Consider the following 24522-nt stretch of genomic DNA (forward strand, 5'->3'; position numbering starts at 1 on the left):
GAAGGTGGGCGATACAGAAGGAGAGTGGCGGGTTTGTTTGCTGCTTGCGGGCCCCACGAACGGGCACGATGCCGCCTTCGTGGGGCTGGTTTAGATCAGGCTTTAGCCAGTTCACCTTCACTCAGGCGCCAGATACCCGCCGGATTGTTGTGCTTCAAGGCTTCAGGCAGCAAGTCGTCCGGAAAGCCCTGGTAGCAGACCGGCCGCACGAAGCGCTCGATTGCCGTCATGCCCACCGAGGTAAAACGGCTGTCTGACGTTGCAGGAAAAGGCCCGCCGTGAATCGACGCGTAGGACACTTCTTGGGGATGCGCGAACGCGTTGATCACAATGCGGCCCGTGCGACGTTCCAGAATAGGTAACAAGCGGGAGGCGAAGGCGTGATCGGCCTGGTCAATCTGCATCGTCGCACTCAATTGGCCCTGGAGCTGTTTGGCCAATGTGATCAGCTGCTCTGTATCGCTGACGCGCACCAGTAGCGCAGCAGGCCCGAATACTTCCTGCCCCAGTGTTGAATCAGCCAGCATCTGCGCACCGTCAACTTCGAAAAGCACCGACTGGCCATCCCATGGAAGTTGCGCTTCACCGCCAGCCGCGATGAGTTGCGCCCCCGCGTTGATCTGCCGCTCGACATTCTTGCGATACGCGCTGTTGATGCCTGGTGTGAGCATGGTGCGCGCTTGCATGGCCTGGACGCGGGCAATCATTGCGTTCTTCAGTTCTAAATAACCGGGGCCGTCGACTGCCAGTAAAATGGCAGGTTTCAGGCAGGCTTGGCCAACAGTGACCAGCATCCGCTCTGCAAACCCGTCACCGATCTCAGCACCGCGGGCTGCGAGGGCTGCGGGCAGTATGAAGGTCGGGTTGACGCTGGTCATTTCAGTGAAGACCGGAATCGGATCCGGACGCAGTTGTGCCCGGCGGTAGAGTGCCATGCCGCCCACTTCCGAACCGGTGAAGGTGACGCCTTTGATCAGCGGATGCTCAACCAGCGCCTCGCCGATCTCATTACCACCGCCGCGAACCAATGAAAACACGCCCTCGTGCAGGCCAGCGTCTTTAACTGCTTGCTGAATGACCCGGCCCATCAGTTCCGATCCGCCGGGGTGAGCGTTGTGCGCTTTCAGGATCACAGGGCAGCCTGCCGCCAGCGCCGAAGCGGTATCGCCGCCGGCCACTGAATAGGAGATCGGAAAGTTACTCGCACCGAAGATCGCCACCGGCCCCAAGGCAATTTTTTGCAAACGATGATCCATCCGCGCACGCGGTTGACGCTCGGGCTGCGCCGGATCAATGGCCGCCTGGCGGAATCGCCCTTGACGGACAACCGCGGCAAATTGACGAAACTGAGTCGTCGCTTTGGCGGTTTCACCTTCAAGTTGTGCGACTGGTAAACCACTTTCCAGCGAAATGCGTTGCGCAAGTTCGGCGGTGATCGCCTCAAGTCCGTCGGCGATACGCTCTAAAAACGCAGCTCGGTCGGCCAGACTGGAGTTGTTAAAACTGTCGAACGCGTCGTCGGCCAACTGCGCGGCACGATCGACTTCGGCTGGGCCACCCAATGCGAACGAAGGCTCTATCTCGGTGTTCGTCGCGGGGTTCAGCGCTTTCATGGTGCCGGCGGTTGCGGATACTTCCTGAGCGCCGATAAGCAAATGACCTGTGAGTTTCATGGTGAGTTCCTACGGCGTCAGGCGCGGGTGGCAGCGTTCAGGGAAGTGATCACATCGGCTGTCGTCAAAATTTCGTGAGCGAAAGTCGGGCCGTTCAGTTCATGGGCGGCATGCATCATTTCTTTTTTGAAGGCTGCCGTGGCGTCGCGTACGAGGGTGACGTGATAACCCAGCTCCATCGCAAAGCGGCTTGTGGATTCGATGCAGGTATTGGCAAGCAGGCCGATGACGATCACATGGGTGATGCCTTGCTGCTTCAACTGAAAATCCAGATCGGTATTGGCGAACCCGCTTTGGCCCCAGTGTTCCTGAATGATGATGTCGCCGTCTTGCGGCATGAAGTCCGGATGCCATTCACCGCCCCATGTGCCCTTGGCAAATGTATGGCGTTGCTGCATCAGGCGTTGGGTCGGGTTGGGGTGGTCCCAGTTATCGTAATCACCCGGCTGCCAGCGACGGTGCGGCACGTAAAACACCTGGACATCAGCAGCGCGGGCGGCGGCGACCGTGGCGCGAAGATTGTCCAGCAGATGAACCTCATCAGCGACTTCCTTGAGCAACGGGAACAACTTGCCACCGTGCGAGAGAAAGTCGTTATACGGATCAACCAGCAGCAAACCAGTGCGCTCCGCGCGGTAGACGGGATGAGTCATGGCGTTCTCCACTCATAAGATAATTGCGGTTTCACAGTCGACCCAAGACCCCGTGGTCTAATGCCTTGTGATCGCTCACAGAGCGAATGCAGCCAGCAAAATCTAGCACTATGAAAATCATAGCGTCAACAACCGTTGGGCTGCCAGAGACATTCACACCTGCGTCATGCCATCCCACACACTGACGCTAGATGAGAGGAGGGCAGTGCACGTGCGCGGCCAAAACTGCCCGTGCTACTATGAATTTAATAGTCAGATCGGGAGATACAGCGTGAAACGTGATGCAGAGATAGCCGACACGGCATGCCCGGTAGCGCGGTCGTTAGACATTGTCGGTGACCGATGGACCCTGCTGATCCTGCGTGAATTGTTTATGGGCGCCACTCGCTTCGAAGAAATACAAATCCAGACCAAAGCGACACCGCAAATGCTCGCGACGCGCCTTAAAGCCATGGAGGCGGGCGGGCTGATCGAACGTCACCCATACAGCCAAAAACCGTTGCGCCATGAATATCGACTCACCGAAAAAGGCCGGGCGTTTTATCCCGTCATCTACGCACTGCGTGCCTGGGGAGAAACTTGGTCCAAGGGCGAGGAAGAAGAGATTGCCGTACGCTTTACCCATCGCGAGTGCGGGCACGACATTGGTTTGGGGACTGTGTGCCCAAACTGTGGCGTACACGTTGAGCGTAAAGATCTGGAAGCAAGAATGAGCGAACAATTTGCCGCAGAACGCGAACAAAGGCGGGTGGCGTATAAAGGAAAGTGAAAAGCTAAAAGTTGCGGTTATTTAACTCTACTAAATGACTGTTTAGTTGAGTTATATCCAAATAGTGCTTAGAAGATGCACTGGCTAAACATATGTGTGCGACTGAACAGGCCGCTTTTATTCATTTTCTGCTGGATTTTTGAGACAACCCTACAGCCATCAAGACACAGCCCGGTATCCAAAAACCAGCGTTTCCAGTGCCTAAACCCACGGCTAACATCGATATTCCTATTGCAAGCACAATGCTTTCTCCATGTACGACGGCCTGTAGCAACAGGTCAAATCTAGCATAAAGATCAGACTGGGTAGCACATTAGAAATTCGGCGAGGCCTGTTTTCTCATCAATTTGCTCTTTGACCCGTTTGAAACCTTGCGACGTGTAGAAGCCGACACTGGGCGTGTTTTCCTTGTAAACCGCAAGGCTCAACTCGTTGCGAAGACACTTGGCATGATCGAGTAACTGCTTACCAAAGCCATTCCCTTGATGCGCGGGATCAACAAACAAAGCAGCCAATTGGTTATCCAGCAAAGAATAAAACCCCAAGACACCTGACGAGTCCTCAATAACAAAAGTCTCCGAGGCCGGAATATAAACGTCTCGCATCGACTCAATATTGGCTTGCCAAAAAGACGCGTCGATAAAATCATGTGCCTTGATAGATGCACTAAGCCAAATCTCCAGCAGTCGATCCATGTCACGTGGTTCAAATGTTCTGATCATTTTTAGTTCCAAAGGATTGGGATATGCGACGGTGGTGATTATGTATGCAAGGCGAGTGTTGAGAGGTTCGCATGTGGTGGGTGTGGATTGGTAGAGATGGATTGAGGGGGAAATTCCAGGAACGCGATTTCCTGGCTTGAAATCTGACCTACGCCGTGGCTGTGGGCGTAATGTCAATATTCGCATAATGTATATTATGTTAAATTATGTTTCACGCACTGGGCTCTGACTTTTGCTCTATTTGCTCTAAACGTCGGATCTCACTACGGACTGCGATTCTTAATGAAATAGCTGCATCGAATACTTGTCCTGCTTATGCTCAGCCTTAATCGATTGTTATTTGGCGGCATAGGTTAAAGCCTATGCCGCCAAATAACAGACGTTTAGCATGCGATGCTCATCAAAAAACATAGCAGCGCTCGAATTAACGCCTGAGTTCTACCTTGTAGAATTGCGTCTCTATCATCAAACGACGTCGATCTGACAGCACCGCGCCTTGAATCTGGCTCGCCAATCGTACGTAAAACTTGCACTCTCGTTGGTTGGCCAAATCGGAAATTGGGCGAGTAGCCTGAAGAAAATCTTCATATGTTCGAGAGGGGTTAGACATCAATGCGGAAAAATTGGGTAGCGATTCAGCATCCGCCTGTCGAGTCGACGGCCACGCTGGCTCAAAGCTAACTGAGTTGTCCTTCAAATAGACCGTAAGAAACATCTCGGCTTTACCTGCTTCATTCGCCCAGCAAGGTGGAAGGTCACCACCCTTCCCTCTGTTTAGCTTGTTTTGTAGAAACTGAACCTGGCCCTTCAAATCGCTATTGGTTTTCTGCAATGTTGTAGGATTTAACCCAAGTTTCTCTGCTTGAGCATAAGATTCGGCATTTTTGACTATCTTCGAAATCTGCTCGGAAGTCGGGCTGCCATCCTGTTCTAATACAGTTTTTAACAATTGCTCGGTTGCATTTAGAGCGCTTATTCGTTTAATGACATCCGTTGGTTGAGTCTCGTTTTCATCGTCAGGATCTATAACCAGTTTTTTGAGCTGCTCATAGGACATCATCGTTTCCAGAATCAGACGTTTGGCATCCTCTCCTTTATCTTTACTACCAACCTCTTGCAAAGCTTTGTCGATCGCTGCAAGCGTTGTAAGAAGCTCATCTTTGTGCGTTAGCAAAACCTTGAGACGGCTGGCCTCTTCTTTTGCTTTGGAGGCGTCAACGAGCTTCGAGATAATTTCTTCAGGATTTTTCACCTTAAGCGAGACCAACTGTGCCTTAAGTTCATCACTTGCAAGCTTGATAGCCTGTTCACGCTCATCAAAATTCTGATAGGAGGATACTTTTTCTACCAACGCCATATTCTTATGAGCAAGCTCCCAAACTTTATATCCCATCAACAAAAGCAGAATAAAACATAGAATGATCCAGATTTCTGTGAGTGAAAGCTGAAACACCTGATCGCTTTTAGAACTCATCAGGCGGTTCTCATCTCTTCTGGACTGGATTTTTCCAGCGTCAACGTCGCTTCGGTAATGGACTCGAGCGAAGGCCCATCGACTGTTTCATCGGTGTTTGGTATGTGCTTCTCAGACTTGTTGATGAGATCAATCTTACCCATCAGCTCATCCATTAAATGTGAATGAGCCGCCTCAAGGCTGCGGTTACTTGTCTCGATGTTGGCGGCCATAACTTTGTGCTCATCGGTACTGGCTATTACTGCTTCAACCAAGGGCATAAGTGTTGTGCGCAAACCTTCAGCCATTGTTTCGTTGCTTTTGATGCCTGCAACACTGATGGCGCGCAGCGCGCCTGATACTTCCTGAGTGATACGCTCTAATGCACTATCGTCTCGAACAGTGGTTTGCAACTCTTCAAGTTTGTCGACCACTTTAGCGAAAACGTGCTGGTTAGCTTTCATGTCTGCCATGAAGTCTTCACGCTGATCATCCAGAGAGTCCAGGTAGTCCTTTTGAAGACCCTCCACTTGCTTCATAACATCCTGACTTTGAGCTTTCATAGACTCCACAAGACGCTCTTGATTTTCTACGATTGAGCCCACTGCAGTAATCGCCTGACCTATCGATTCCGTCTTAGTATTCAAACTGCGAATAGAAGTACCCACCATCCGTACAGCTGTCTTGACGTCTAGCGCCAATGTCGAGACACCTTCGTTCAGATTTTCTGTAGTTCCTGACAGCGTATCAATAGCCGGGTTTAATTTTTGCGAGAACAGATCATCCGGGAATAAGGTGTGGTCAAGCCTGTCTTGCGCTTTCTTGCCAAAATCGAGGGCGTGGCACTCCATACGATCAAGGGTTTGCTCACTTTTCTCACGCAAGCTATTGATGGTGATCAGTAAGTTCGTACTCGCTTCATTAGCTTGAGTGAGGATGCGCTCAAATGCATCATTACTTTGACGCGTGGCATTAGTAAAAAAGGATTCCATCGTGTTGGTACTATGCTGCGAAATGGCTGTGATCTGCTCATGGACGCTTTGTACTGCCTCCTTGGACGCTGCCATAACTTGATCTCTGAAAACCTCAAGCTGCTGGCTGGCAGCATCAAAAGACATTGCCAGATTTTCGGCAGACTGAATGGCCCTTTCCTCGACGCCCTTCACCGCATCATTGGTGTCAACCCTAAACCCTGTGTGAAAGACTCGTGCGGCCATACCAATCGCGGTACTCACCATGGCTGCACCGAAACGCGCTGCCATCCCATTGAGATTGTCACCAATAGATTTAATGTCGATCAGACAAACAATAATACTGAATACAGTGAACAAAAAACCCAGGTAGTACACCGAGTCGGCAAACTTTGCGAGCGTGAGTTGGGTGTTCCATTTTTTCCTAACCTGGTAGCCAACTGCCCAGTAGCCAACCATCACCAGCAACGGAAGAACAAAACCCAGCCACTGAGGATCGTTCAACTGCAGGCTTGCATAGGCGAAAGCTGCTTTAAGGACTAATGCAACAATAAAGTAGCTTTTCACTCGATGGACTAGATTGTCAGGTTCCATTTACAACCCCTCCATTGCGTCAATTGATTCAACTGAAGACCCATTGGCCTCGAAATAGTGAGCCCAAAAATCACCAAGACGGTTGGTTTGAGGGGTTTTCTGTTCATTTGCCAGCAAATTAATCGTTACGCTGACACCGCTCAGTCCTAGTGCCTGAGCATTACGGCCATAGGGGGATTTCGCAAAGTCTGAGTAATGGGCAGGTACTCCTTTGTACATTGAAAACCCGGGCATGTTAGCAATCATGTCCGAATAGATGATGAGTTTGCGATCACCCTTCACATTGGCATGCTCGAAACCGTTGATGCCTACTAACTGAAGCATCTCAAAAATGGGCGACAATTTGCTGTGCTCATCCAACGAGATCTGTCGCACAACGGCGTCTAGTGGTTTGGAAAACTTATCATTGAAGTCTTTATCAACAAACTTCTTAGTTGCCGTGAATTGGTTACGATCACTCCATTGGCCAGGGTTGCAGCGTTCGAAAACGGGCTTTTCGTACTGCTCAAATTTCTCTCCTAGCAGGAATACAGAAAGCATGTAGCCTTCAGGGATATCGTTCAACACCATACTCTTTAATCGCTGGGTCAAAGCCGACTTCTGAGTAAATGGGAACGGCGAAGTATTATCAATCAATACGACGTATTGACCTTTTGCCCCCCCACTGGGGCAGAGTGTTCCTTTATCCAATGTCTCGTGGCTCAATTTGTAGTAGCCAATGCCACAGAGGGCCATGACCAGTGCAACACCAATCACGCTTCCCCAAACCCAACTTCCAACACTACTTTTACGCTTGGCATAAACCGACATTAATTATCCCCTTATACCAAGTCTTGCAGCGGCTGAAGCTGGTCGTACTGTTTATTAAAGGAGGACTGAATTCTCGACCTGATAGGTTCAACCTGAGCGACCATATCCTTAAGTAAATACTCTTGAGCGTGCAAGCGCGCCTCATCTGTTTGAGTACAGAAATCTGGCATTTCCAAAATCCCAAAGGTTACAGGGTGGTCAAAATAGTCTGGCGGTGGGGCATCCTTTGGTCGAGCCATGGAATTTGCATTTTGATAATAGCGGGTCAGACTTTGTAGCGTTTCATCAGCCATGACTAGTGTTTCGCTCACCTGCTTTTTCACGATCGATTTTTGGCTCATGTTGAATTTAAATCTTTCGATCTCTTTTTTAGCAACTTGCACGCCATTATCAATCTTTTTCAAAACTTCAGATTTCTCGTTTTCGAGTTTATCTCGCAACCATTCGATTAGTTTAATGTAGTTGCGGTGAGCCTCAGCATATTGCCCCCAAATAGTGGCATAACCTGGATAGCGATCTGTAAAGCTATAGCCATCCCATAGAGCAATGAATCCAAATAATATGGTTCCAAAAAACAAGATCAAAGACTCAAAGTCCTGTACAGGGAATACACCCGCCAAAAAGCTTTGCCATACAAGTGGAAAGGCGTTTTGACTTCCATCATCGTAGGCGGTCAATACATAGCGGAAATATGAGATCAATACCCCTAACATCAACATGACGGTAATTGCTAAACAGAAAGAAAACCAACCCCATAGTCGGCGGGTGCTTCTAATGTGATTTTTATATCGAAAACCGTATCCAGCGATAAAGCAAATGATCACGTTAAAAGAAGACAGCATGAAAGCCATCATGAATCCGCTTAACAAACCACCTTCTAGACCAGATCCGAAAAACGTCGCGTTTAGAGCACCCTCCAAGACGCAACAGACTAGCACCAACATGATTTTGAGAAATTTGCTGCCGCTAGTGGGGCATTTCGCAGGAGTATTTGGCAGACCATTTTTATTACGGAAATCACTCAGGATCTGGAATTTTATTTTTGTATCTGCGCCAACATCCTTAATGCGAGCATCCTCGCGAGTAAGGTGGTGGTCGGATGTACGAATAAACTCGTTTCCCAACTCGATAGCGCGGTTTATTTCAGACGTGATGTCGATCGAATCCAGACGATTCTGAATCTGCTTATTGCGCTGCTCCCCGTATTTCACTGTCTGCTCTCGCATACGACCAAGCTCCGCGCGGACCGCGTGTTCTGAAGCCGTGAGCTGTGTATCACTGCTACGCGGGATTCCCTTTGCGCCCTGCTCTTTAGCAATTCGTTGAAGATCAAGTTTTTTCTTAAGTTTCTCAGGATCGATTTTCGGGATTAGCGGTTCGCTATGCTCTGTTTCTTGTCCCGAAAAAAGGGATGCAAAAAAAGCTAAGAGTCGTTTTAGAAAACGCATCTGTATATTTACACTCGTTGTTTTTCAATGATTTCTGACTTTCTTTGCGCGCACGAATGCCTAGACATATGTTGCCTAGGTGTCCGGTTCGGAGGGCGGGATCAGCAGTACTCGTCGTCCATAACGTATTTTCGCATCAGATAGCCACTATGATGGCTAAATGATGACGCCCTCACTGTCTTGTGGCAAGCATGAAAAGCAAGATCGGGCGCATGATCAGGAAGCTGATAGATGAAAATTGGCTCTCCCGTTTGAATGCTTAACAGGAAATCAATGCTTTGGCCTAAAGTTCAGTGAGCCTGTCGCTCCTTGGCATGCAGTAGCCATAGGGTATGTAAACCCGTAAAGGATAGGTCTCTATTTGTCGCGCGCCCCACTACATTCGACCCAATCCCCCTCACACCCAAACCACTCGTCGCCCTCACCCCCACTACCCCCCTCTTCGCCTACCCTCCGTTCTGATCACCGCGCAGTACCAGCGCTGGCTTGTGGTGAACACACGCGAGATAACTACTCTGCCCATCAGCTATTTCGCAATGTCTTCAATATGAATTGATCGGAGTTTCCATGACAGGCAAAACCGTCCGCGATGTGACGTATCAGTTGCTACGAGAGCTGGGGCTTACCACGATGTTTGGCAATCCTGGCTCGACTGAGGAGACCTTTCTCAAGGATTTCCCGGCCGATTTTCGCTATATCCAGACCTTGCACGAGTCTTCTGCGGTTGGCGCTGCCGATGGTTTTGCGCAGGCCAATCGGCGACCGGCGATCGTTAACGTGCATACCAGTGCCGGGCTGAGCAACGCCATGAGCAACATTTTGACCGCGTTTCAGAACAGAACGCCGTTGATCATCACCGCGGGCAACCAAACCCGGGACATGTTGCTGATGGAGCCGTGGTTGACCAACGTTGAGCCAGCTCTTTTGCCCAAGCCTTGGGTGAAGTGGAGTTATGAGCCGGTTTGCGCCGAAGATGTCCCGGCCGCGTTTATGCGCGCTTACGCCATCGCCGTGCAGCCGCCGGCCGGGCCGGTGTTTTTGTCGATTCCGCTGGATGATTGGGACAAGCCTGCCAAAGGCCCTGCCCTTGTGCGTTCGGTGGCCACGCGAATAGCTCCAGACCCTGAGGTGCTCAGCGCGTTTGCTCAGGCGTTGTCCCAGGCCAGTAATCCGGCGCTGATTTATGGTGCGGCCATCGCCCGTGGTCAAGGCTGGCCGCAAGCCATTGCTCTTGCTGAGCAGTTGCAGGCCACGGTGTACGCCGCGCCTGCTTCTGAGCGCCCTCCTTTCCCGGAAAGCCATCCGCTGTACGCCGGCGGCTTGCCTTTTGCCATTGCGCCTTTATCGCAGAAGCTTGCCGGTCATGATTTGGCCATCGTCATTGGCGCCCCGGTGTTTCGCTATTATCCCTACGTAGCTGGCGACTACTTGCCTGCGGGCTTACGCCTTTTGCACATCACTGACGACCCCAGTGAGGCGGCGCGTGCACCGGTCGGCGACAGTATGCTGGGGGATGCGGTCCTGTCACTGGATGCCTTGATTGCTCAGGTCAAGCCGCGCCCTGTTGGCAGTGCTGCGGTCAAGCGCCAGGCACATGGCTTGGCTCCGCACCCGGCAGCCAAGCACGCAGAAAGCGCTGATGGACTGTTGTCATCACTCAGTGTGTTCCAGGCCCTGCGCGCTGCAACGCCCGCCAATACGGTTCTGATTGAAGAGTCGCCTTCTAACCTCGCAGAACTACACAGTGCATGGCCTGTGGATCAGCCCGACTCGTTTTATACCTTTGCCAGTGGCAGCCTGGGCTGGAACCTTCCGGCCAGTATCGGTATTGCGTTGGCTGAGCGTGACAGTGGGCGCAATCGCCCCGTGCTGGCGATCATCGGCGATGGCTCGTTCCAATACTCCATTCAAGGCTTATGGACGGCGGTGCAGCACGAGTTACCGATTCTCTTTGTCGTGCCTCGCAACGGGCAATACGGGATTTTGAAGTCCTTTGCTGTGCTGGAACAAACGCCGAACGTGCCGGGGCTGGATTTGCCAGGCCTGGATTTTGTCGCTCTGGCAACCGGCTATGGCGCCCACGGGGTGCGCGCCAATACCCTCGATGAGGTACGCAAGGCCTGCAGCGAGGCCTTCACGCGGAACGTGCCAACGGTACTGGAAGTGCCGGTGCAAGCGACCATACCGCCGCTGCTTTGACCTGCTCCGGATATTAAGTCAGAGCACTCAGTCCTGGGTGCTTGACATTTATTACCTCAAGCCGCGTCTGCTGCCGGCCTCGGCCCATCGTAATCGCCAGCCGGCTGCCATTGGGTTGGCATGTCCTGCGGAAAGCTCTTGAAGTAGTAGCGGCCCTTCGTCGCCAGGCTGAAAATGACGTGCAATACCGGTCCCACCAACATGGCGATGAACGAGGCGTAGTACATCGGGTAAGCACCCAGAATCCCGGCGGCGCCAATTGCTACGGCGATCAACAAACTGAATACGCCGCACGGATTCCACGAGCGCAGGTGCTCACGTCGGAACTCGACGAAATCAGTAGGTGCCAGGTTGAATATCTTCCGGCAAACCAGGTAATCGGCAAGGATGATGAACACCCACGTGTTAGTCAAAATTCCGGTGATCGCGAGGAAGGTGCCGGTGTATTGAAGCACATTGCACACGTAAAACAGCACGCCCAGTAACCAGACCAGCAGCATCCACCACTGTCTGCCCGGACGATAATTGAACGTCATGTCCATGGTGTTGGACAAGGCGATCGAGCCCGAATACAGATTCAGCACGTTGATACGGATTTGCGTGACCACGGTGAAGATCACACCCGTGAGTGCGATCACAGTCGGGAAGATAAAACCTGGGTCCATAGCCTGAGTCAGCTTGTCACCCTGAGTAATGTGCGGGATCAAGGTGTAAGCCAATAGCGCTCCGCACAACATGACAGCGACCATAGGCACCATCATTCCCAGCATGATAGTGGCGGTACCTTTGTGGGTGATGTTCGGTTTGGCAAATCGTCCGTAGTCTGTAGCCAGCAATCCCTGGAAGACAATCTGCCCGTTAGCCATATTCATCACGGTCCACAGCGCAGTAGAACTGTTTTGACTTTGGGGCAGCCAACCGGAAGGACCGACCACTTCATAATTTTGAGTCAACTGATAGAGGCAAAAACCGAACAGCACCACAAAAATGGGTACACCCCATGTTTGCAAAAACTGCATCGACGACATGCCTTTCCATACGAACCAAATAGTCACGATGCCGATGCCAGCGAAGATTGCGACGCCCCCCCACGAACTGACTTCCACTCCTGCATAATGTGCGATCGCATGGGACACGATTGTGCCTTCGAACAGGAAATAGAAAATGAAATTGATTGCGTAAATCAACGAGGTAAACGCCGACCCCATATAGCCAAAGCCCAGTCCTCGTGTCAGCAAACTCAGTGACAGTCCCTCTTTAGCTGCCAACTTCATAACGCAGGCACCAATAATTGTTGCCAGCACCACCAAATAGGTAATTGGCAGCAGCATCGTCGGCCATCCCACTTGGTAGCTCATATCGGCGCCTAAGCTGAACCAGAACATGGCCGTCGAATTACCCAGAAGAACCAGAATAATCGCCGGGATTGGCCAGCGATAATGGCCGGGTACACGCCCTACCGCATAGTCTTCCACAGCCTCCGCTTCGGTAATGTCCTGGGGGCCTTGAAACCATTCTTTGAACTTGCTCATGGCGTTCACCTCGTTTTTATTTATTAAGATCCCCTCGCATAGAACATGCGATAGAAACGGGTAAGTGACTAATACGGTTTAAAGCAGGTGATGATGCTTTTAAGTGGGAACTGATTTAATTACTGTGCAATTTGGTAGGCGTGGGCAGCCCGCAATACGGTAGCGTCGTCAAAATAACGTCCGGTAAACATGAGTCCGACGGGAAGACCGACGACATCTTTACAAGGTACCGAGATCGATGGATGGCCGGTCAAGTTGAACGCTGCGGTATTACACAGCATGTTCAGGGCTTGGGAGATATGAGCGGCTCTGTCCACTTCTGGCATCGGCGGAACTTCATGTGCTGTTTGCGGTGTGGTCGGCATCACCACCAAATCGAAGTGCTTGAACACCTCGTCGTAGACAGTTGTCAACTGGCGCGCCAAATTACGGGCTCGGCCGTAAAACACTCCGTGGTACTGCTCCTTCATATAGTGAGCGACCATCACGCTTACTTTGGCAGTGGGTGAAAAGTCACTGGCGTTGGATTTAATCGCTTTAGACATCGCCGACATCTGACGGGTGTTGTACCAGGCTTTAGTGCCATAAGCGTTAAGGCCGTGGAAGAACGTGTCGATACCGCCTTCGGTCGCGATGCTGTTCCAGATGGGGACTACGTGATTGTGCTCTGGTACCGAAATACTCTGCACTGTAGCGCCTAAATGCTCGAGCAGTTTGATTGCTTCTCGCACCGCTTCGTTGACCTGAGGCATTGACCATGGCGTATTGAAACCTTCTTCAACCACAGCGATACGCAGTCCTCGCAGAGAACCGCTCAACGCCGCGGTGTAGTCAACTTTCTCTATGGAGTCGGGCTGCCGAGGATCGCTCCACGCTTCGTCTTTGCCGGCTATGGCGGATAGCATCAAAGCAACACTTTCCACGTTTTTGGCCATCGGTCCGATATGGTCGAGCGTAAGGTCGTATCCGGCAATTCCGCTGTAAGGCACCAAACCATGCGTTGGTTTGTGCCCTACGATGCCTGACCAGGACGCAGGTATTCGAATGGAGCCTCCCTGATCGCCACCGATTGCAATGTCTACCTGGCCGGTTGCAACGGCGATCGCGGAACCGCAAGAAGATCCGCCTGCCACATGTTTTGCATTGCGTGGATTTAGCCCCGGCCCATAGGTACTGGTATGACCCGCACCCGAAAAAGCAAAGTCGTCCGTATTAAGCATCGCGGTTATATGTCCGCCCGCGTTGATGGTCCGGCTTACGATCGGTGCGTCTACATCGGGCACATAGTCGTAAAGCAATTTCGAACCGCAGGTGGTAGGGATACCGGCAACACAGATGGTGTCTTTAACACCGATTTTCATACCGCTGAGTGAACCTTCAATCGGTGTAGCCGACCTGACGTCGCACGTACGCACAATTGCGTTGAAAGGATCGTGCTCCCGAGTCGGCCGACTACCAGGGATACGAATGGCTGCAACGTTTGTCTGGATGACTTCGGGTATTTGATCAAGTACATCATAGTGCACCAGATTATCGGCGATCATTTGCTCGACCACACTTAACTCGTGCTCGGTCAGATGAACATGGGTTGACTCGCTGATGTTAAGAATATCGCTGCGAGAAGGTCTGCGTAACGTCATGAACTATTCCTCGGTTATTGTAATTACGGACAATCGCCCACGGGGATTCACTTTGCCAAACATAAAGGCAGAGCAAAAATAAACGTGTAAACGTGTAAACGTGTAAACGTGTAAACGTGTAAACGTGAATCTATGAATTATTTAATAATAATCGCCCACTGCAGACGATTTAGTGGTCATCAAGTTTGTTTGGTGATTTGTTTTTAGCTGCATCAGCATCTTTATAACTTTCAACAGGCTCGCCACATACTATCGATACAGCAAGTGCTTCAATAGATACCTGTTGATGCATGCTGACACTACGCAACTTTTCAAACGCCTGATCTTCATTCAATTTAAATGCATGCATTATCTGCAGCAGTGCCTTGAACACGATGCGTCGAGACTTCACCCGCTCACGCAGTTCATTTATTTGCGTATTGATCCTCTTCAATTCCGCGAAGCGGTGTTCGACCTGCATTAGCGCAAGATAGGTGCCGCTCGAGCGCACAGGTTTGACCAAGAAACTTGAGACGCCATTGGCCAGGCACCATTTGATCCGTTCCGGTGTTTCAGAACCCATCATTGCAATCAGTGGGATTTTTGGTTCGTTGCAAGCCCAGGGAAAAGTGAAACGTTTCTCTGAGTCCGCATCGAAGAAACACACATCAATTAAGTCCAAGTCATGACGCTGCGCAGTGTCTCGAGATTCAACCAGCATTCCCAGACGATTGAGTTGTGACTCCAGTGTTTGGCGATCGCGATCGTTCTTGTGCAAAAGCAGAACGCGGCGTCCGCGGAAAACTGGAATAGCCGCACTTTTCACTTCACCACCTGCACAGGCGTAGCAGCCTCTGATGCGTTACTTGAGTCTTTAAATACTGACCACGCGTCTACATCATGCTTGGCGTCGAACCACGCCAGATACGGATCGGGAGACAATGGTGAGTGTCCCCCCATAATCACTTCGAATTGACCATTTTCCTCCGACCGCCCCAGCCGGGGGGTAAGTACGCAGTGGAAGTTTCCAGGGTCGACACGCACACACCCCTGAGGCGCGTCAAAGGTGCACTCGGTAATCGCTTCACGAATGCTTGCCACATCGTGTTTCCCGGCTTTTTGTATTGCTCGGGCCAGTAAGTGAACCGCGTTGTACGAAGCCTCGGCGTCTACCGACGTGACGTTTGCCGCGCCAAACCGCGCCTTGTATTGGCCGACAAATAGGCTGTTCGCTGGACTGATGATGCTTTGGAAATACACAGAAGATGAAAAATGACCTGCTCGTGCTTGCGGATCAACATGTTGCAATTCGGTTTCAGAGAGGTTGCAACTTGCAATCGAAGGTGCAGGGCAATCACCCAGTTCTCCTTGGCGAACGGCCTCGGTGTAGCGATTGAGAAACGCGTGCGTCGAGGCACCGATCAAGGTCGAGAAAATGAAATCCGGTTTGAGCGCACGAATTTCGTCAACAATCCATTCGACATCGGTGTCGTCCAATGACAAGTAGCGTTCAGCTAACAGCTCACCGCCATGTGTCTCGACGATGTCGCGCATGACCCGATTGCTTTCCCAAGCCCAGACATAGTTGGAGCCGATGGTGTAGATACGATTACCGTAAACAGAAAGCATGTAACCAGCTAACGGCACGATGTGCTGGTTAGGCGATGAGCCGACGTAGATTACGTTGTCGCTGCACTCGAAACCTTCATAGTGCGATGGGTACCAAAGCAAGGCATTGGCCCGTTCGAATACGGGGACTACTTCCTTTCGGCTGGACGAGGTGTAACAACCGACAACGTGGGTCACGCTGCGGTCTTCCAGTATGGTTTGCGCCAACTCGGTATAACGCGACAGGTCGCCCCCCGGGTCAGCAATAACCGGTTCGAAGGCGAAATCGAATTGCTTGTCAGCAGCAATTTCTTCGATAGCCAGCAATGAGCCGGACAACATGGCTTGGCCCACGGAACCGTAAGTCCCAGTGGTCGAAAACAGCAGTCCTAACGGTACCGTCTGTTTTGTCGTCGAAAGCGTCATCGTGCACCGCCATTCTTGTTGTTATCAAACGTCATAAACGAAAAAAGCCCAACAGCCAATTAAGGCATGCCGGGCTTCTTCGCCGTACCCAACCGCAAGAGCAATCAGGTAAATGTATGTTCCGATATTGACCATTAAGGTCGGCAGACTAACCAGACAAGCCGAGTTAACTGCGAAACTGATCCGAAATTACGCTCCTCACCAATAGCAAGTCAACGCCTTTGTGAAAAAATATTTCAATCAGTCACGAGGACGGTAGGCGCTACTCCATCGGCGCCGCGCAGCACTGTTTGCGCTCACCATAGCTACTCCTTCCTCAGCGCAAGCTCGGCCAACCACTAAAACTGGGCATCATGGCCACGCAGCTCGAATACTGCTTACACAACTGGGTCTTTCGTGACTCTTTGGGGGTGCCACTCGCGACGGTGGCAATCACGATAAAAATGAACAAAGGAACATAGTAGGCGACATGATTTTTTATTTTCATTGTGAGTGCTCTTATGAACATTGAAATAAAGCTTTCTCTTTGTTCTAGAACCCTCTCCAGGCACTCGGCAGTATTTCCCGGGCCGCCTGAAGAGGTTGACTGCAATTAGCGTTCGTCGACGGTGATGATTTCCCGGCGTTCGGCCATGCTGGCCGGTATCAGGTCTTCATCGGTGAAGAACTGTTCGTACCATTCACGCAACTGGTAAACCGGGCCGTCGGTTTCGGCCAGTACCGGCTTGTCGATGCGGACTTTGTGCTTCCAGATCACCACGTCCTGGTAGAACGAGTCGCGGTTGCCCTTCACATACGCCTTGGCCACTTCCAGGTTCTGTTCTTCGGTCCAGCCCGGTACGCGTTTGACCATGCAGCCAAAGCGCAAGTCAAAGCTGTTGGCCGTCACGGGCACGTGGCTGTTGAGCAGAATGGCGTGTATACGTACGTCACCAAACATCGAACTGATCTGGGTGAAGTGGGTCGCCGGGCCGTAATACGCTGATGGCGCGATAAGGTCACCGCCCAGGCGCTCGGAGTCGCCATGGAAAATTTGGTGGCCGATGTGGCCTTCGAAGATGTTGGCGAAGTATTTGGTCGGCGTGCCGTGTACTGGCCCGAAGTGCTGGGCATCCACCAGGTTATCGACCAGTTCACGAGGGTTGGTCTCGATGTGCATGGTGTCGATGTTCCAGTCGTGGATCCATTCAGGGTCATCCATTTCTGGCAGGTGCGGAATGATCACACCCTCTTTCGGTGGACGGCCTTCAGGGTTGTTCCAGACGAACAGCAGGTTGTTTTCTTCGCAGGTCAGCCAGCTACGGGTCTTGGCCTTGGGGGGGATGCGCTTGCAGTAAGGGATCTCGACGCACTTGCCGCCGGTGTCGTACTTCCAGTGGTGGAAGGGGCACACCAGACGGTCGTTTTCGATGGTGCCCTGGGACAAGTCTGCGCCCATGTGCGGACAGTAGGCATCAAGAATGCTGATGGCGCCCTGGCTGTCAGCAAACGCGACCAGGCGGGTACCAAAAATATTCAGGGTATGTGGCTTGCCATCGCGGTAATCATTGGCGTTGCCGAGGCAGTGCCAGCCGCGGGCGTAACGGTGGGTACGCTGGGCATTCTCGATGTTGATTTCAGCGAGTTTAGTCATTGTTATTGTTCCTCGGTTGCAGACTTCGGGGCCTGTAATGCCCCCAAGAAATACAGGGTGAACCCTTGGCAGCCATCATTTAACAGCTGCACAAGGAGAACATCCTTCAATTGGACTAGATGAAATGCGATTGACTCGCAGTGGGCGCCGCGCAGCATTGGCGCCCTGCTCCTCAACTACTGACCGAAACGCCGCGCGGCTTCGGGGCCGAAATCCCGTGGGCTGAAACCCGGCCGGTTGAGCAAGTAGCCGTTACGCTGTTCGTTGATCAGGTTGAACGCCAGGTAGCTCCCGGCATTGAGGTCGTAATACAGGCCCACACCGGCTTGTGGCCGCTGGCTCTCGTAGGCATAAAAGTAATTGACCATTGAGGTGCGCCATAACTCGCCACGGTTGTCGTAGTTGTCAGCGAGGATGGGGAACCAGGTGTCTTCATCGATGTACAACTTGCGTTTGCCGTAGAGGTGGCGATAACCCGGTTTGAGGGTGCCTTCCAGCTCCCAGACCCTGTGCCGCTCGTAACGCATGGCATCCGGGTTGATGTGGCCGGGGGGCAACAGGTCCGCGTACTTGAGGTTGGCGGCGTGCAAGCGATAGGTATTGTAGGGAATGAACATTTCGCGTTTGCCGACGATCTTCCAGTCATAACGCTGCCCCGAGCCGTTGAACAGGCGTACTTCGTCTACCGTGAGCGAGCCACCGCTGCCTGGGAATGACATGTCGAAACCATACCCTGGCGACTGCCGTACACGACGCGTGCCCGGGTCATAACGCCACGCCTGACGGGGTTCGGTCTTGTCGTTCCAGAACTCGGTGCCGGTATTGATCTCGCCCTTGTCCCGCTGTGGCAGCAGCGTTTCGTTGAGGTAGAACGACGAGTTGCCGGTGGTGTCACCGATTTTGCCCGGTTGCAGCGCCGGGGCCAGGTTGCGCGAATGCACGCGGCCCCAGTTGATGTTGCCGTTCTTGAGCACATAGGCGTTGTCGGAGGTGTACTCCTCGGTCCACGCGCGCAAGGTGAAAGTCGAGGCATTTTTCAGCAGTTCCAGACCACTGCGCGGCACCGGGAATGGCGTGCCGCCGGTTTTGCCGACAACGCCTTCACCGTCATCGACCAAGCGCGCCACGCTGGCGTTTTCGCGGGTGGCCTGGCACACCGAGTCGTCAAAACGGAAATCCCGGTGCGAGGGGTACACCGGCATTTTGTAAGTGCTCGGGTACAGCTTGAACAAGGCTTTTTGCCCGTCGGACAACGCGTCGCCATACTGCTCCATGTTCTGTGCGGTGATCACAAACAGCGGCTTTTCGTCGGGGTACGGGTCTACCGGATGGTTACCGGTGCCCTTGAAATCCACGTGGGGCGGTACCCCCAGCCATTGACCGCTGAAGGCAGGAATGCTGCCATCGGCATTACCGGCCTTTTGCGCGCCCATGCACGTCAAGTCAGTGCCTAGCCGCGCAACGTCCTGCGGCGCGGCATTGGCCAGGCCAACAGCACAGCATCCTAAAAACATCGCCAAGGCCCGGCCACGGGACTGATGAGTGCCGATCATTTTTATTCTCCTTTTCTGGGTTCGACATCGGTTGCCCAGTATCGACAGGCCACGAGCGGCGCAGCATCGTCCGCACGGACTAATGCAAGTTGGCGCCGGGCAGCGTCACAGTAAGGACGCAGCCGCCTGGGGCGCGCCCAGGGCTACCACGCTGTTGAGCATGATCCGCACCAGTTCGGTTTGGCGACGCACGCCTGTCTTGGAAAAGATCGAGCGCAGGTGGGCACGGGCAGTATTACGGCGGATGTTCAGCAGCTCCGAGGCTTCTTCCAGCGACAGGCCGTTGGCCAACTCCAGCGCCAGGGCGGTTTCTGCCGGGGTCAAGTTGTACAGCTGCGAGGTCAGCACCGTACTCACCAGTGACTTGCTCACTGCATCGCGGACATACACCACCACCGTGGGTTTACCGTTGCTTTCGAGCAGTTCGCGGGTGGCAATCAACTCCACCACCACCCCCAGGCTGACCTGCCCCGAGGGGCGGGAAATCGACATGGCCTCGGCTTGCTGGACACCCTGGCCGGTGCCTTGCCTGACGCGCTGAAAGGTGCTTCGCACCAGACGTGACAATTCTCTATTGTCACTGGGGTACGTTGCCTCCAGTCGGCCACCCACGATCTTGAGGCCGTCCTGGCTGTCGAGAATCTCCCGCGCCACGGGGTTGAGTTGCAACACCGTGCCGTTTTCATCCAGCACGATGGTCGCCACCGCCAGGCGGCTGATGGTCTGTGAATACAAGCTGCCCAGTGACTCACTGCGATCCAGTTGGGCGTGCAGATGCAAAGCCCGGCGCAAATGTGGCAAGAGCATCGCGCACATGGCCCGATCGGTGTCGTCAAAGCGCGGATGATCAAATGGGCGATTGATCCTGAAACGCACAATGCCGCCATCCGGCATGCGGATATCGGCACCGAGCATGTGGTAACAATTGTGGGGCTCGCAAAACAGCAGGTAAAACGCCGAGCGGCGCCATTCGGCATCGCTGATCAATTGGTCGATGGTGAACACCGTGTCGGTGGGCAACCCGTCGAACAAGGTGGATTTGGCGTAATAGGCGTAATGGTTGATCCCGCCCTCCCCCAATTCGATATCACCCGCAACCACCATCGGCGACAGCAGCGGTTCATCCTGGACGCGTAAGATCAAGGTCACAAAGTTGGCCTTGAACAGCGTGCGTACCGCTCTCAACGAATCACTTAAACAGCGCGTATTCAAGGCCGACTCATAGATGTCGCCAATCATCTGTTCGTAATCGGCCAGCTCCAGGCCCATGTGCGCCAGGATTTGTGCATTGGGCAGACAAGGTTGCATAACCATTCCCCAGCAGCGGGCCCGACCGTCAGGCCCGCATGGTTTGAGTTGAAACAGCAGGGACTAGGGCAGCTCGAACAGGCCCGCAGCCCCCATGCCCCCCCCAATGCACATGGCGATCACCACATAACGCACACCGCGCCTGCGCCCTTCGAGCAGGGCGTGGCCGATCATGCGGGCGCCGGACATACCAAACGGGTGGCCGATGGAAATCGCCCCGCCATTCACGTTCAAGCGTTCGGCCGGGATGTGCAGGGCATCGCGGCAGTGCAGTACCTGGCAGGCAAAAGCCTCGTTGATCTCCCACAAACCGATATCCGCGACACTCAAGCCAAAGCGTTTGAGCAGCTTGGGGATGGCAATCACCGGGCCGATGCCCATTTCTTCCGGGGCGCAGCCACCGACTGCAATGCCCCGGTAAATGCCCAGCGGCGTTAACCCCCGGCGCCGGGCTTCAGCACGGCTCATCAGCAGGCTGGCCGAGGCGCCATCCGAGAACTGTGAGGCGTTGCCGGCAGTCACATACTCACCCTGCCCGATCCATTTGCCGTCCTTCCACACTGGCTTCAACGCAGCCAGGTCTTCAAGACGCGTAGAGGGCCGGTTGCATTCGTCCCGCGAGACCTGCACACGCTCATGACCATTGGCCTGGCCATCGCCGGCAAACAACAGTTTGTCCACGCTCAGGCTGACAATTTCGTCGTCAAACAGGCCGTCCCGTTGCGCGGCGGCGGTGCGCAACTGGCTTTGCAGCGCGTATTCATCCTGGGCGGCGCGGCTGATGCCATAGCGCCGGGAAACAATTTCGGCGGTTTCAATCATCGGGATATAAGCGCTGGGCATTGCCTGCAGCACGGCCTCTGACTGCGCACGATAACTGTTTTTGTGTTTGGTCTGGGTCAGCGACAACGACTCCACACCGCCGCCGATGGCGATGCTCATCTCACCGCTGAGAATATTTTTGGCCGCCACGCCGATGCTCATCAGCCCCGAGGCACACATACGGTCCAGCGCCATACCCGGCACGCTCTCAGGCAAGCCGCCGGTATACGCGCACAGCCGACCGATGTTGTACGCCTGGGTGCCCTGCTGCACCGCGGCGCCCATGATCACATCCTCGACATCGGCTGGGTCGATGCCCGCGCGCTCTACTACAGCACGCACCACATGCCCGCCCAGCACCGGGGCTTCGGTGTCGTTGAACGATCCGCGAAACGACTTGGCCAAGGCGGTGCGGGCAGTTGAAACGATGACAACTTCATTCAGGTCCATGACACGCTCACTGGCAAATTGGGTTGAAGGTATAACGGCTGATGGTGTCGATCACGCAACCGGGGCGCGCCTGGCCCTCGACGTCCATGGTCATGCGCACCACCAGTTGTACGGTGTCGCCCAGCAGCTCGGCGCGGATAATCTGGCCACTGCCGCGCACCCGCGAACCGACCTTGACCGGCGCCGGAAAGCGCACCCGGTCGCTGCCGTAATTAATGCCCATCGCCATATTGTCGATGCGCATCAACTGCGGCATGAACAGATTGGCCAGCGACTGGGTCAGGTAACCGTGAGCAATGCAAGCACCAAAAGGGCCAGTGGCGGCCCGCACCGGGTCGACATGAATCCATTGGTGGTCACTGGTGGCTTCAGCGAACAGGTCGATGCGCTGCTGGTCAATGGTCAGCCAGTCGCTTTGCCCCAGGTCCAGGCCCTCGGCCGCCAACAGCGCCTGAGCCGAACTGAAAACGTGCGTCATGGGTAAGTCCTCAAGCCTGTTGCGAACTGACGGACAGCACTTCGCCGACCATGTAAGAGGCGTAATCGCTGGCCAAAAACATCATCACGTTGGCCACCTCCCAAACCTCAGCCGCGCGCCCGAACGCTTCGCGTCCTGCCAGGCTGGCCAGCAACTCTTCACTGGAGGCTTTTTTGAGAAAGTCGTGCAAGGCTATTGAGGGCGACACGGCGTTGATACGCACGCCGAATTCGGCAGCTTCCAGAGCGCTGCAGCGGGTCAGCGCCATGACCCCGGCCTTGGCGGCGGCATAATGGGCCTGCTCTTTCTGGGCTCGCCAGCCCAGTACCGAGGCGTTATTGACTATGGCCCCGGCGCCACGCTGCTGCATATGCGGCAACATGGCCCGGGTCATGCGGAACGTTCCGGTCAACGTCACATCCAGCACCCGCTGCCATTCTTCGTCGCTCATCTGCACGACGGTTTTCTGACCGCCGAGGCCGGCGTTGTTGATCAGCACATCGACCCCGCCCAGCGCATCTTCGGCCGCCGCCACCAAGGCCTGGACCTGCGCCTCGACGGTGACATCGCACAGTTGGCCAAAAACCGCCTGTAGCCCGGTCTCGGCCTTCAGCCGCTCGACCGCCTCCTCCAGACGACGCGGGTGCACGTCTGAAATCATCAGCGCCCGGCAACCCTCTTCGGCACTGCGCCGAGCCGCCGAATAACCAATCCCGGCGCCGGCTGCCGCTGTAATCAACACCGACTTGCCGGCCAACAATTGATGACCGGGCACATAAGGGGGGGCTTGCTTCACAGTGTCTACCTCCGAAAATTCGATACCCCGTCTTTGTACGGAGCCGCAGGCACTGCCACATCGTCAAAATGAGGTATCTCAGCGAAACAAAGCCCCTGGCCCACTCGCCATGCAGGTATCAACTGCCCCAGACTTTCTGGGCTTTGGGTGCCTCGGTGAGGATCGCATCGACGGCACCGCCAATTTCGTTCACCGCCCACAACGCGCCTTTGTCACGGGTGACGCCGGTGCGCCAGCCGTCAGCGAGGGATATGCGCCCGCCCTGGCTCTCAAAGACTTGCCCGCTGACATGGGCCGACGCCGGGCTGGCCAGCCACACCACCAGCGGTGCAACGTTTTCTGCGGCCCAGGCATCAAAACTGCCATCTTCAGGTTTTTTCACCACGTCGGGCATGGCGCTTTCGGTCATCGATGTTCGCGCCGCCGGCGCCAGCGCATTGGCTGTCACGCCATAACGCGCGAGTTCCGCCGCTTGCACCAGGGTCAATGACGCGATGCCGCCCTTGGCCGCCGAGTAATTGGACTGCCCCACTGAGCCTTGCAGGCCTGCGCCAGAGCTGGTGTTGATAATCCGCGCATCCACCGGCGTACCGGCCTTGGCCAGGTCGCGCCAGCGCCGTCCGAGGATATTGGCCAGGCAATAGTGGCCCTTGAGATGGACCTGCATCACCCTGTCCCAATCCTCTTCACTGAGGCTGATGAACATGCGGTCACGCAACACACCGGCGTTGTTGATCAGCACATGCACTTCACCAAACGCCGCCATTGCCGCATCGACAATCCGTTGTGCGGTCAACAATGTGGTGATGTCATCGTGGTTGGCGATGGCCTGGCCACCGTTATCGCGAATCTCTTGCGCCACCGCCTGCGCGGCTTCGCTGCGAATATCGTTGACCACCACGTTCGCCCCTTGCGCGGCCAGCGCCAGCGCGTAGGCACGGCCCAACCCGCCGCCAGCCCCGGTGATGATCACGGTGCGGTCTGCACATATAGCCATTTTTTGAC

20 protein-coding genes are annotated in these 24522 nt (G+C 54.0%); 2 read left to right on the forward strand and 18 right to left on the reverse strand.

What is annotated here, in order from left to right; genetic code table 11:
* Positions 1–95: 95 nt before the first annotated feature.
* The gene (locus tag ACJJU9_RS12235; RefSeq protein ID WP_407730886.1) at positions 96–1673 is read right to left on the reverse strand and encodes an aldehyde dehydrogenase (NADP(+)); all 1578 of its coding nucleotides are present in this window, start codon (positions 1671–1673) and stop codon (positions 96–98) included.
* Positions 1674–1690: 17 nt separating this feature from the next.
* Complete coding sequence (locus tag ACJJU9_RS12240) at positions 1691–2326, reverse strand: isochorismatase family cysteine hydrolase (RefSeq protein ID WP_407730887.1); 636 nt, start codon at positions 2324–2326, stop codon at positions 1691–1693.
* Positions 2327–2597: 271 nt separating this feature from the next.
* Here ACJJU9_RS12240 and ACJJU9_RS12245 point away from each other — a divergent pair, with 271 nt between their 5' ends.
* Entirely contained in the window at positions 2598–3095 is a 498-nt protein-coding gene (locus ACJJU9_RS12245; RefSeq protein WP_407730888.1) for a winged helix-turn-helix transcriptional regulator, read from the forward strand.
* A 296-nt stretch (positions 3096–3391) separates the two neighbouring features.
* Here the strand turns inward: ACJJU9_RS12245 and ACJJU9_RS12250 are convergent, their stop codons facing one another.
* The 5 genes from ACJJU9_RS12250 to ACJJU9_RS12270 all read right to left on the reverse strand — a co-directional run bounded on the left by ACJJU9_RS12250 (position 3392) and on the right by ACJJU9_RS12270 (position 9093).
* A complete protein-coding gene (locus tag ACJJU9_RS12250) occupies positions 3392–3817 on the reverse strand; it encodes an N-acetyltransferase (protein WP_153371971.1) in 426 nt (141 codons plus the stop codon).
* Positions 3818–4241: 424 nt separating this feature from the next.
* A complete protein-coding gene (locus tag ACJJU9_RS12255) occupies positions 4242–5291 on the reverse strand; it encodes a hypothetical protein (RefSeq protein WP_407730889.1) in 1050 nt (349 codons plus the stop codon).
* Positions 5291–6835, reverse strand: a complete 1545-nt coding sequence (locus ACJJU9_RS12260; RefSeq protein ID WP_407730890.1) for a hypothetical protein — start codon at positions 6833–6835, stop codon at positions 5291–5293. Before ACJJU9_RS12260 ends, ACJJU9_RS12255 begins: the two co-directional genes overlap by 1 nt.
* Positions 6836–7645, reverse strand: a complete 810-nt coding sequence (locus ACJJU9_RS12265; RefSeq protein ID WP_407730891.1) for a hypothetical protein — start codon at positions 7643–7645, stop codon at positions 6836–6838. It abuts the gene before it with no gap.
* Positions 7646–7656: 11 nt separating this feature from the next.
* Entirely contained in the window at positions 7657–9093 is a 1437-nt protein-coding gene (locus ACJJU9_RS12270) for a hypothetical protein (RefSeq protein ID WP_407730892.1), read from the reverse strand.
* Positions 9094–9660: 567 nt separating this feature from the next.
* Between ACJJU9_RS12270 and mdlC the strand changes: the two genes are divergently transcribed.
* Positions 9661–11292: a benzoylformate decarboxylase gene (gene mdlC, locus ACJJU9_RS12275; RefSeq protein WP_407730893.1), complete on the forward strand. Its 1632-nt coding sequence runs from the start codon at positions 9661–9663 to the stop codon at positions 11290–11292.
* A gap of 56 nt (positions 11293–11348) precedes the next feature.
* Here the strand turns inward: mdlC and ACJJU9_RS12280 are convergent, their stop codons facing one another.
* The 11 genes from ACJJU9_RS12280 to ACJJU9_RS12330 all read right to left on the reverse strand — a co-directional run bounded on the left by ACJJU9_RS12280 (position 11349) and on the right by ACJJU9_RS12330 (position 24514).
* On the reverse strand, positions 11349–12824 hold the full coding sequence (locus tag ACJJU9_RS12280; RefSeq protein WP_273220181.1) for a cytosine permease: 1476 nt from the start codon (positions 12822–12824) through the stop codon (positions 11349–11351).
* Positions 12825–12943: 119 nt separating this feature from the next.
* A complete protein-coding gene (locus ACJJU9_RS12285) occupies positions 12944–14464 on the reverse strand; it encodes an amidase (protein ID WP_407730894.1) in 1521 nt (506 codons plus the stop codon).
* A gap of 169 nt (positions 14465–14633) precedes the next feature.
* Positions 14634–15269 carry an ANTAR domain-containing response regulator gene (locus ACJJU9_RS12290; protein WP_407730895.1) on the reverse strand — a complete coding sequence of 212 codons (636 nt, stop codon included), beginning with the start codon at positions 15267–15269 and terminating at the stop codon, positions 14634–14636.
* A complete protein-coding gene (locus tag ACJJU9_RS12295) occupies positions 15266–16477 on the reverse strand; it encodes a transporter substrate-binding domain-containing protein (protein WP_407730896.1) in 1212 nt (403 codons plus the stop codon). The genes ACJJU9_RS12290 and ACJJU9_RS12295 overlap by 4 nt, the downstream gene beginning before the upstream one ends.
* A gap of 592 nt (positions 16478–17069) precedes the next feature.
* Positions 17070–18110, reverse strand: a complete 1041-nt coding sequence (locus tag ACJJU9_RS12300; protein WP_048387576.1) for a Rieske 2Fe-2S domain-containing protein — start codon at positions 18108–18110, stop codon at positions 17070–17072.
* Positions 18111–18286: 176 nt separating this feature from the next.
* Positions 18287–19663 (reverse strand): DUF1329 domain-containing protein, encoded by a 1377-nt coding sequence (locus tag ACJJU9_RS12305; RefSeq protein WP_273220170.1) that lies wholly within the window; start codon positions 19661–19663, stop codon positions 18287–18289.
* 105 nt (positions 19664–19768) lie between these two features.
* Positions 19769–20971 carry a helix-turn-helix transcriptional regulator gene (locus ACJJU9_RS12310; protein WP_048387578.1) on the reverse strand — a complete coding sequence of 401 codons (1203 nt, stop codon included), beginning with the start codon at positions 20969–20971 and terminating at the stop codon, positions 19769–19771.
* A gap of 63 nt (positions 20972–21034) precedes the next feature.
* Positions 21035–22243, reverse strand: a complete 1209-nt coding sequence (locus ACJJU9_RS12315) for an acetyl-CoA C-acyltransferase (protein ID WP_407730897.1) — start codon at positions 22241–22243, stop codon at positions 21035–21037.
* Between the two features lie 7 nt (positions 22244–22250).
* Positions 22251–22721 carry a MaoC family dehydratase gene (locus ACJJU9_RS12320; protein ID WP_153371980.1) on the reverse strand — a complete coding sequence of 157 codons (471 nt, stop codon included), beginning with the start codon at positions 22719–22721 and terminating at the stop codon, positions 22251–22253.
* Positions 22722–22731: 10 nt separating this feature from the next.
* Positions 22732–23517, reverse strand: a complete 786-nt coding sequence (locus ACJJU9_RS12325; protein ID WP_262125901.1) for an SDR family oxidoreductase — start codon at positions 23515–23517, stop codon at positions 22732–22734.
* Positions 23518–23635: 118 nt separating this feature from the next.
* Positions 23636–24514 (reverse strand): SDR family oxidoreductase, encoded by an 879-nt coding sequence (locus tag ACJJU9_RS12330; RefSeq protein WP_353231288.1) that lies wholly within the window; start codon positions 24512–24514, stop codon positions 23636–23638.
* Between the last annotated feature and the right edge of the window lie 8 nt (positions 24515–24522).

Origin of the sequence: Pseudomonas helleri (genome assembly GCF_045830615.1) — a bacterium.
Lineage (GTDB): Bacteria > Pseudomonadota > Gammaproteobacteria > Pseudomonadales > Pseudomonadaceae > Aquipseudomonas > Aquipseudomonas helleri.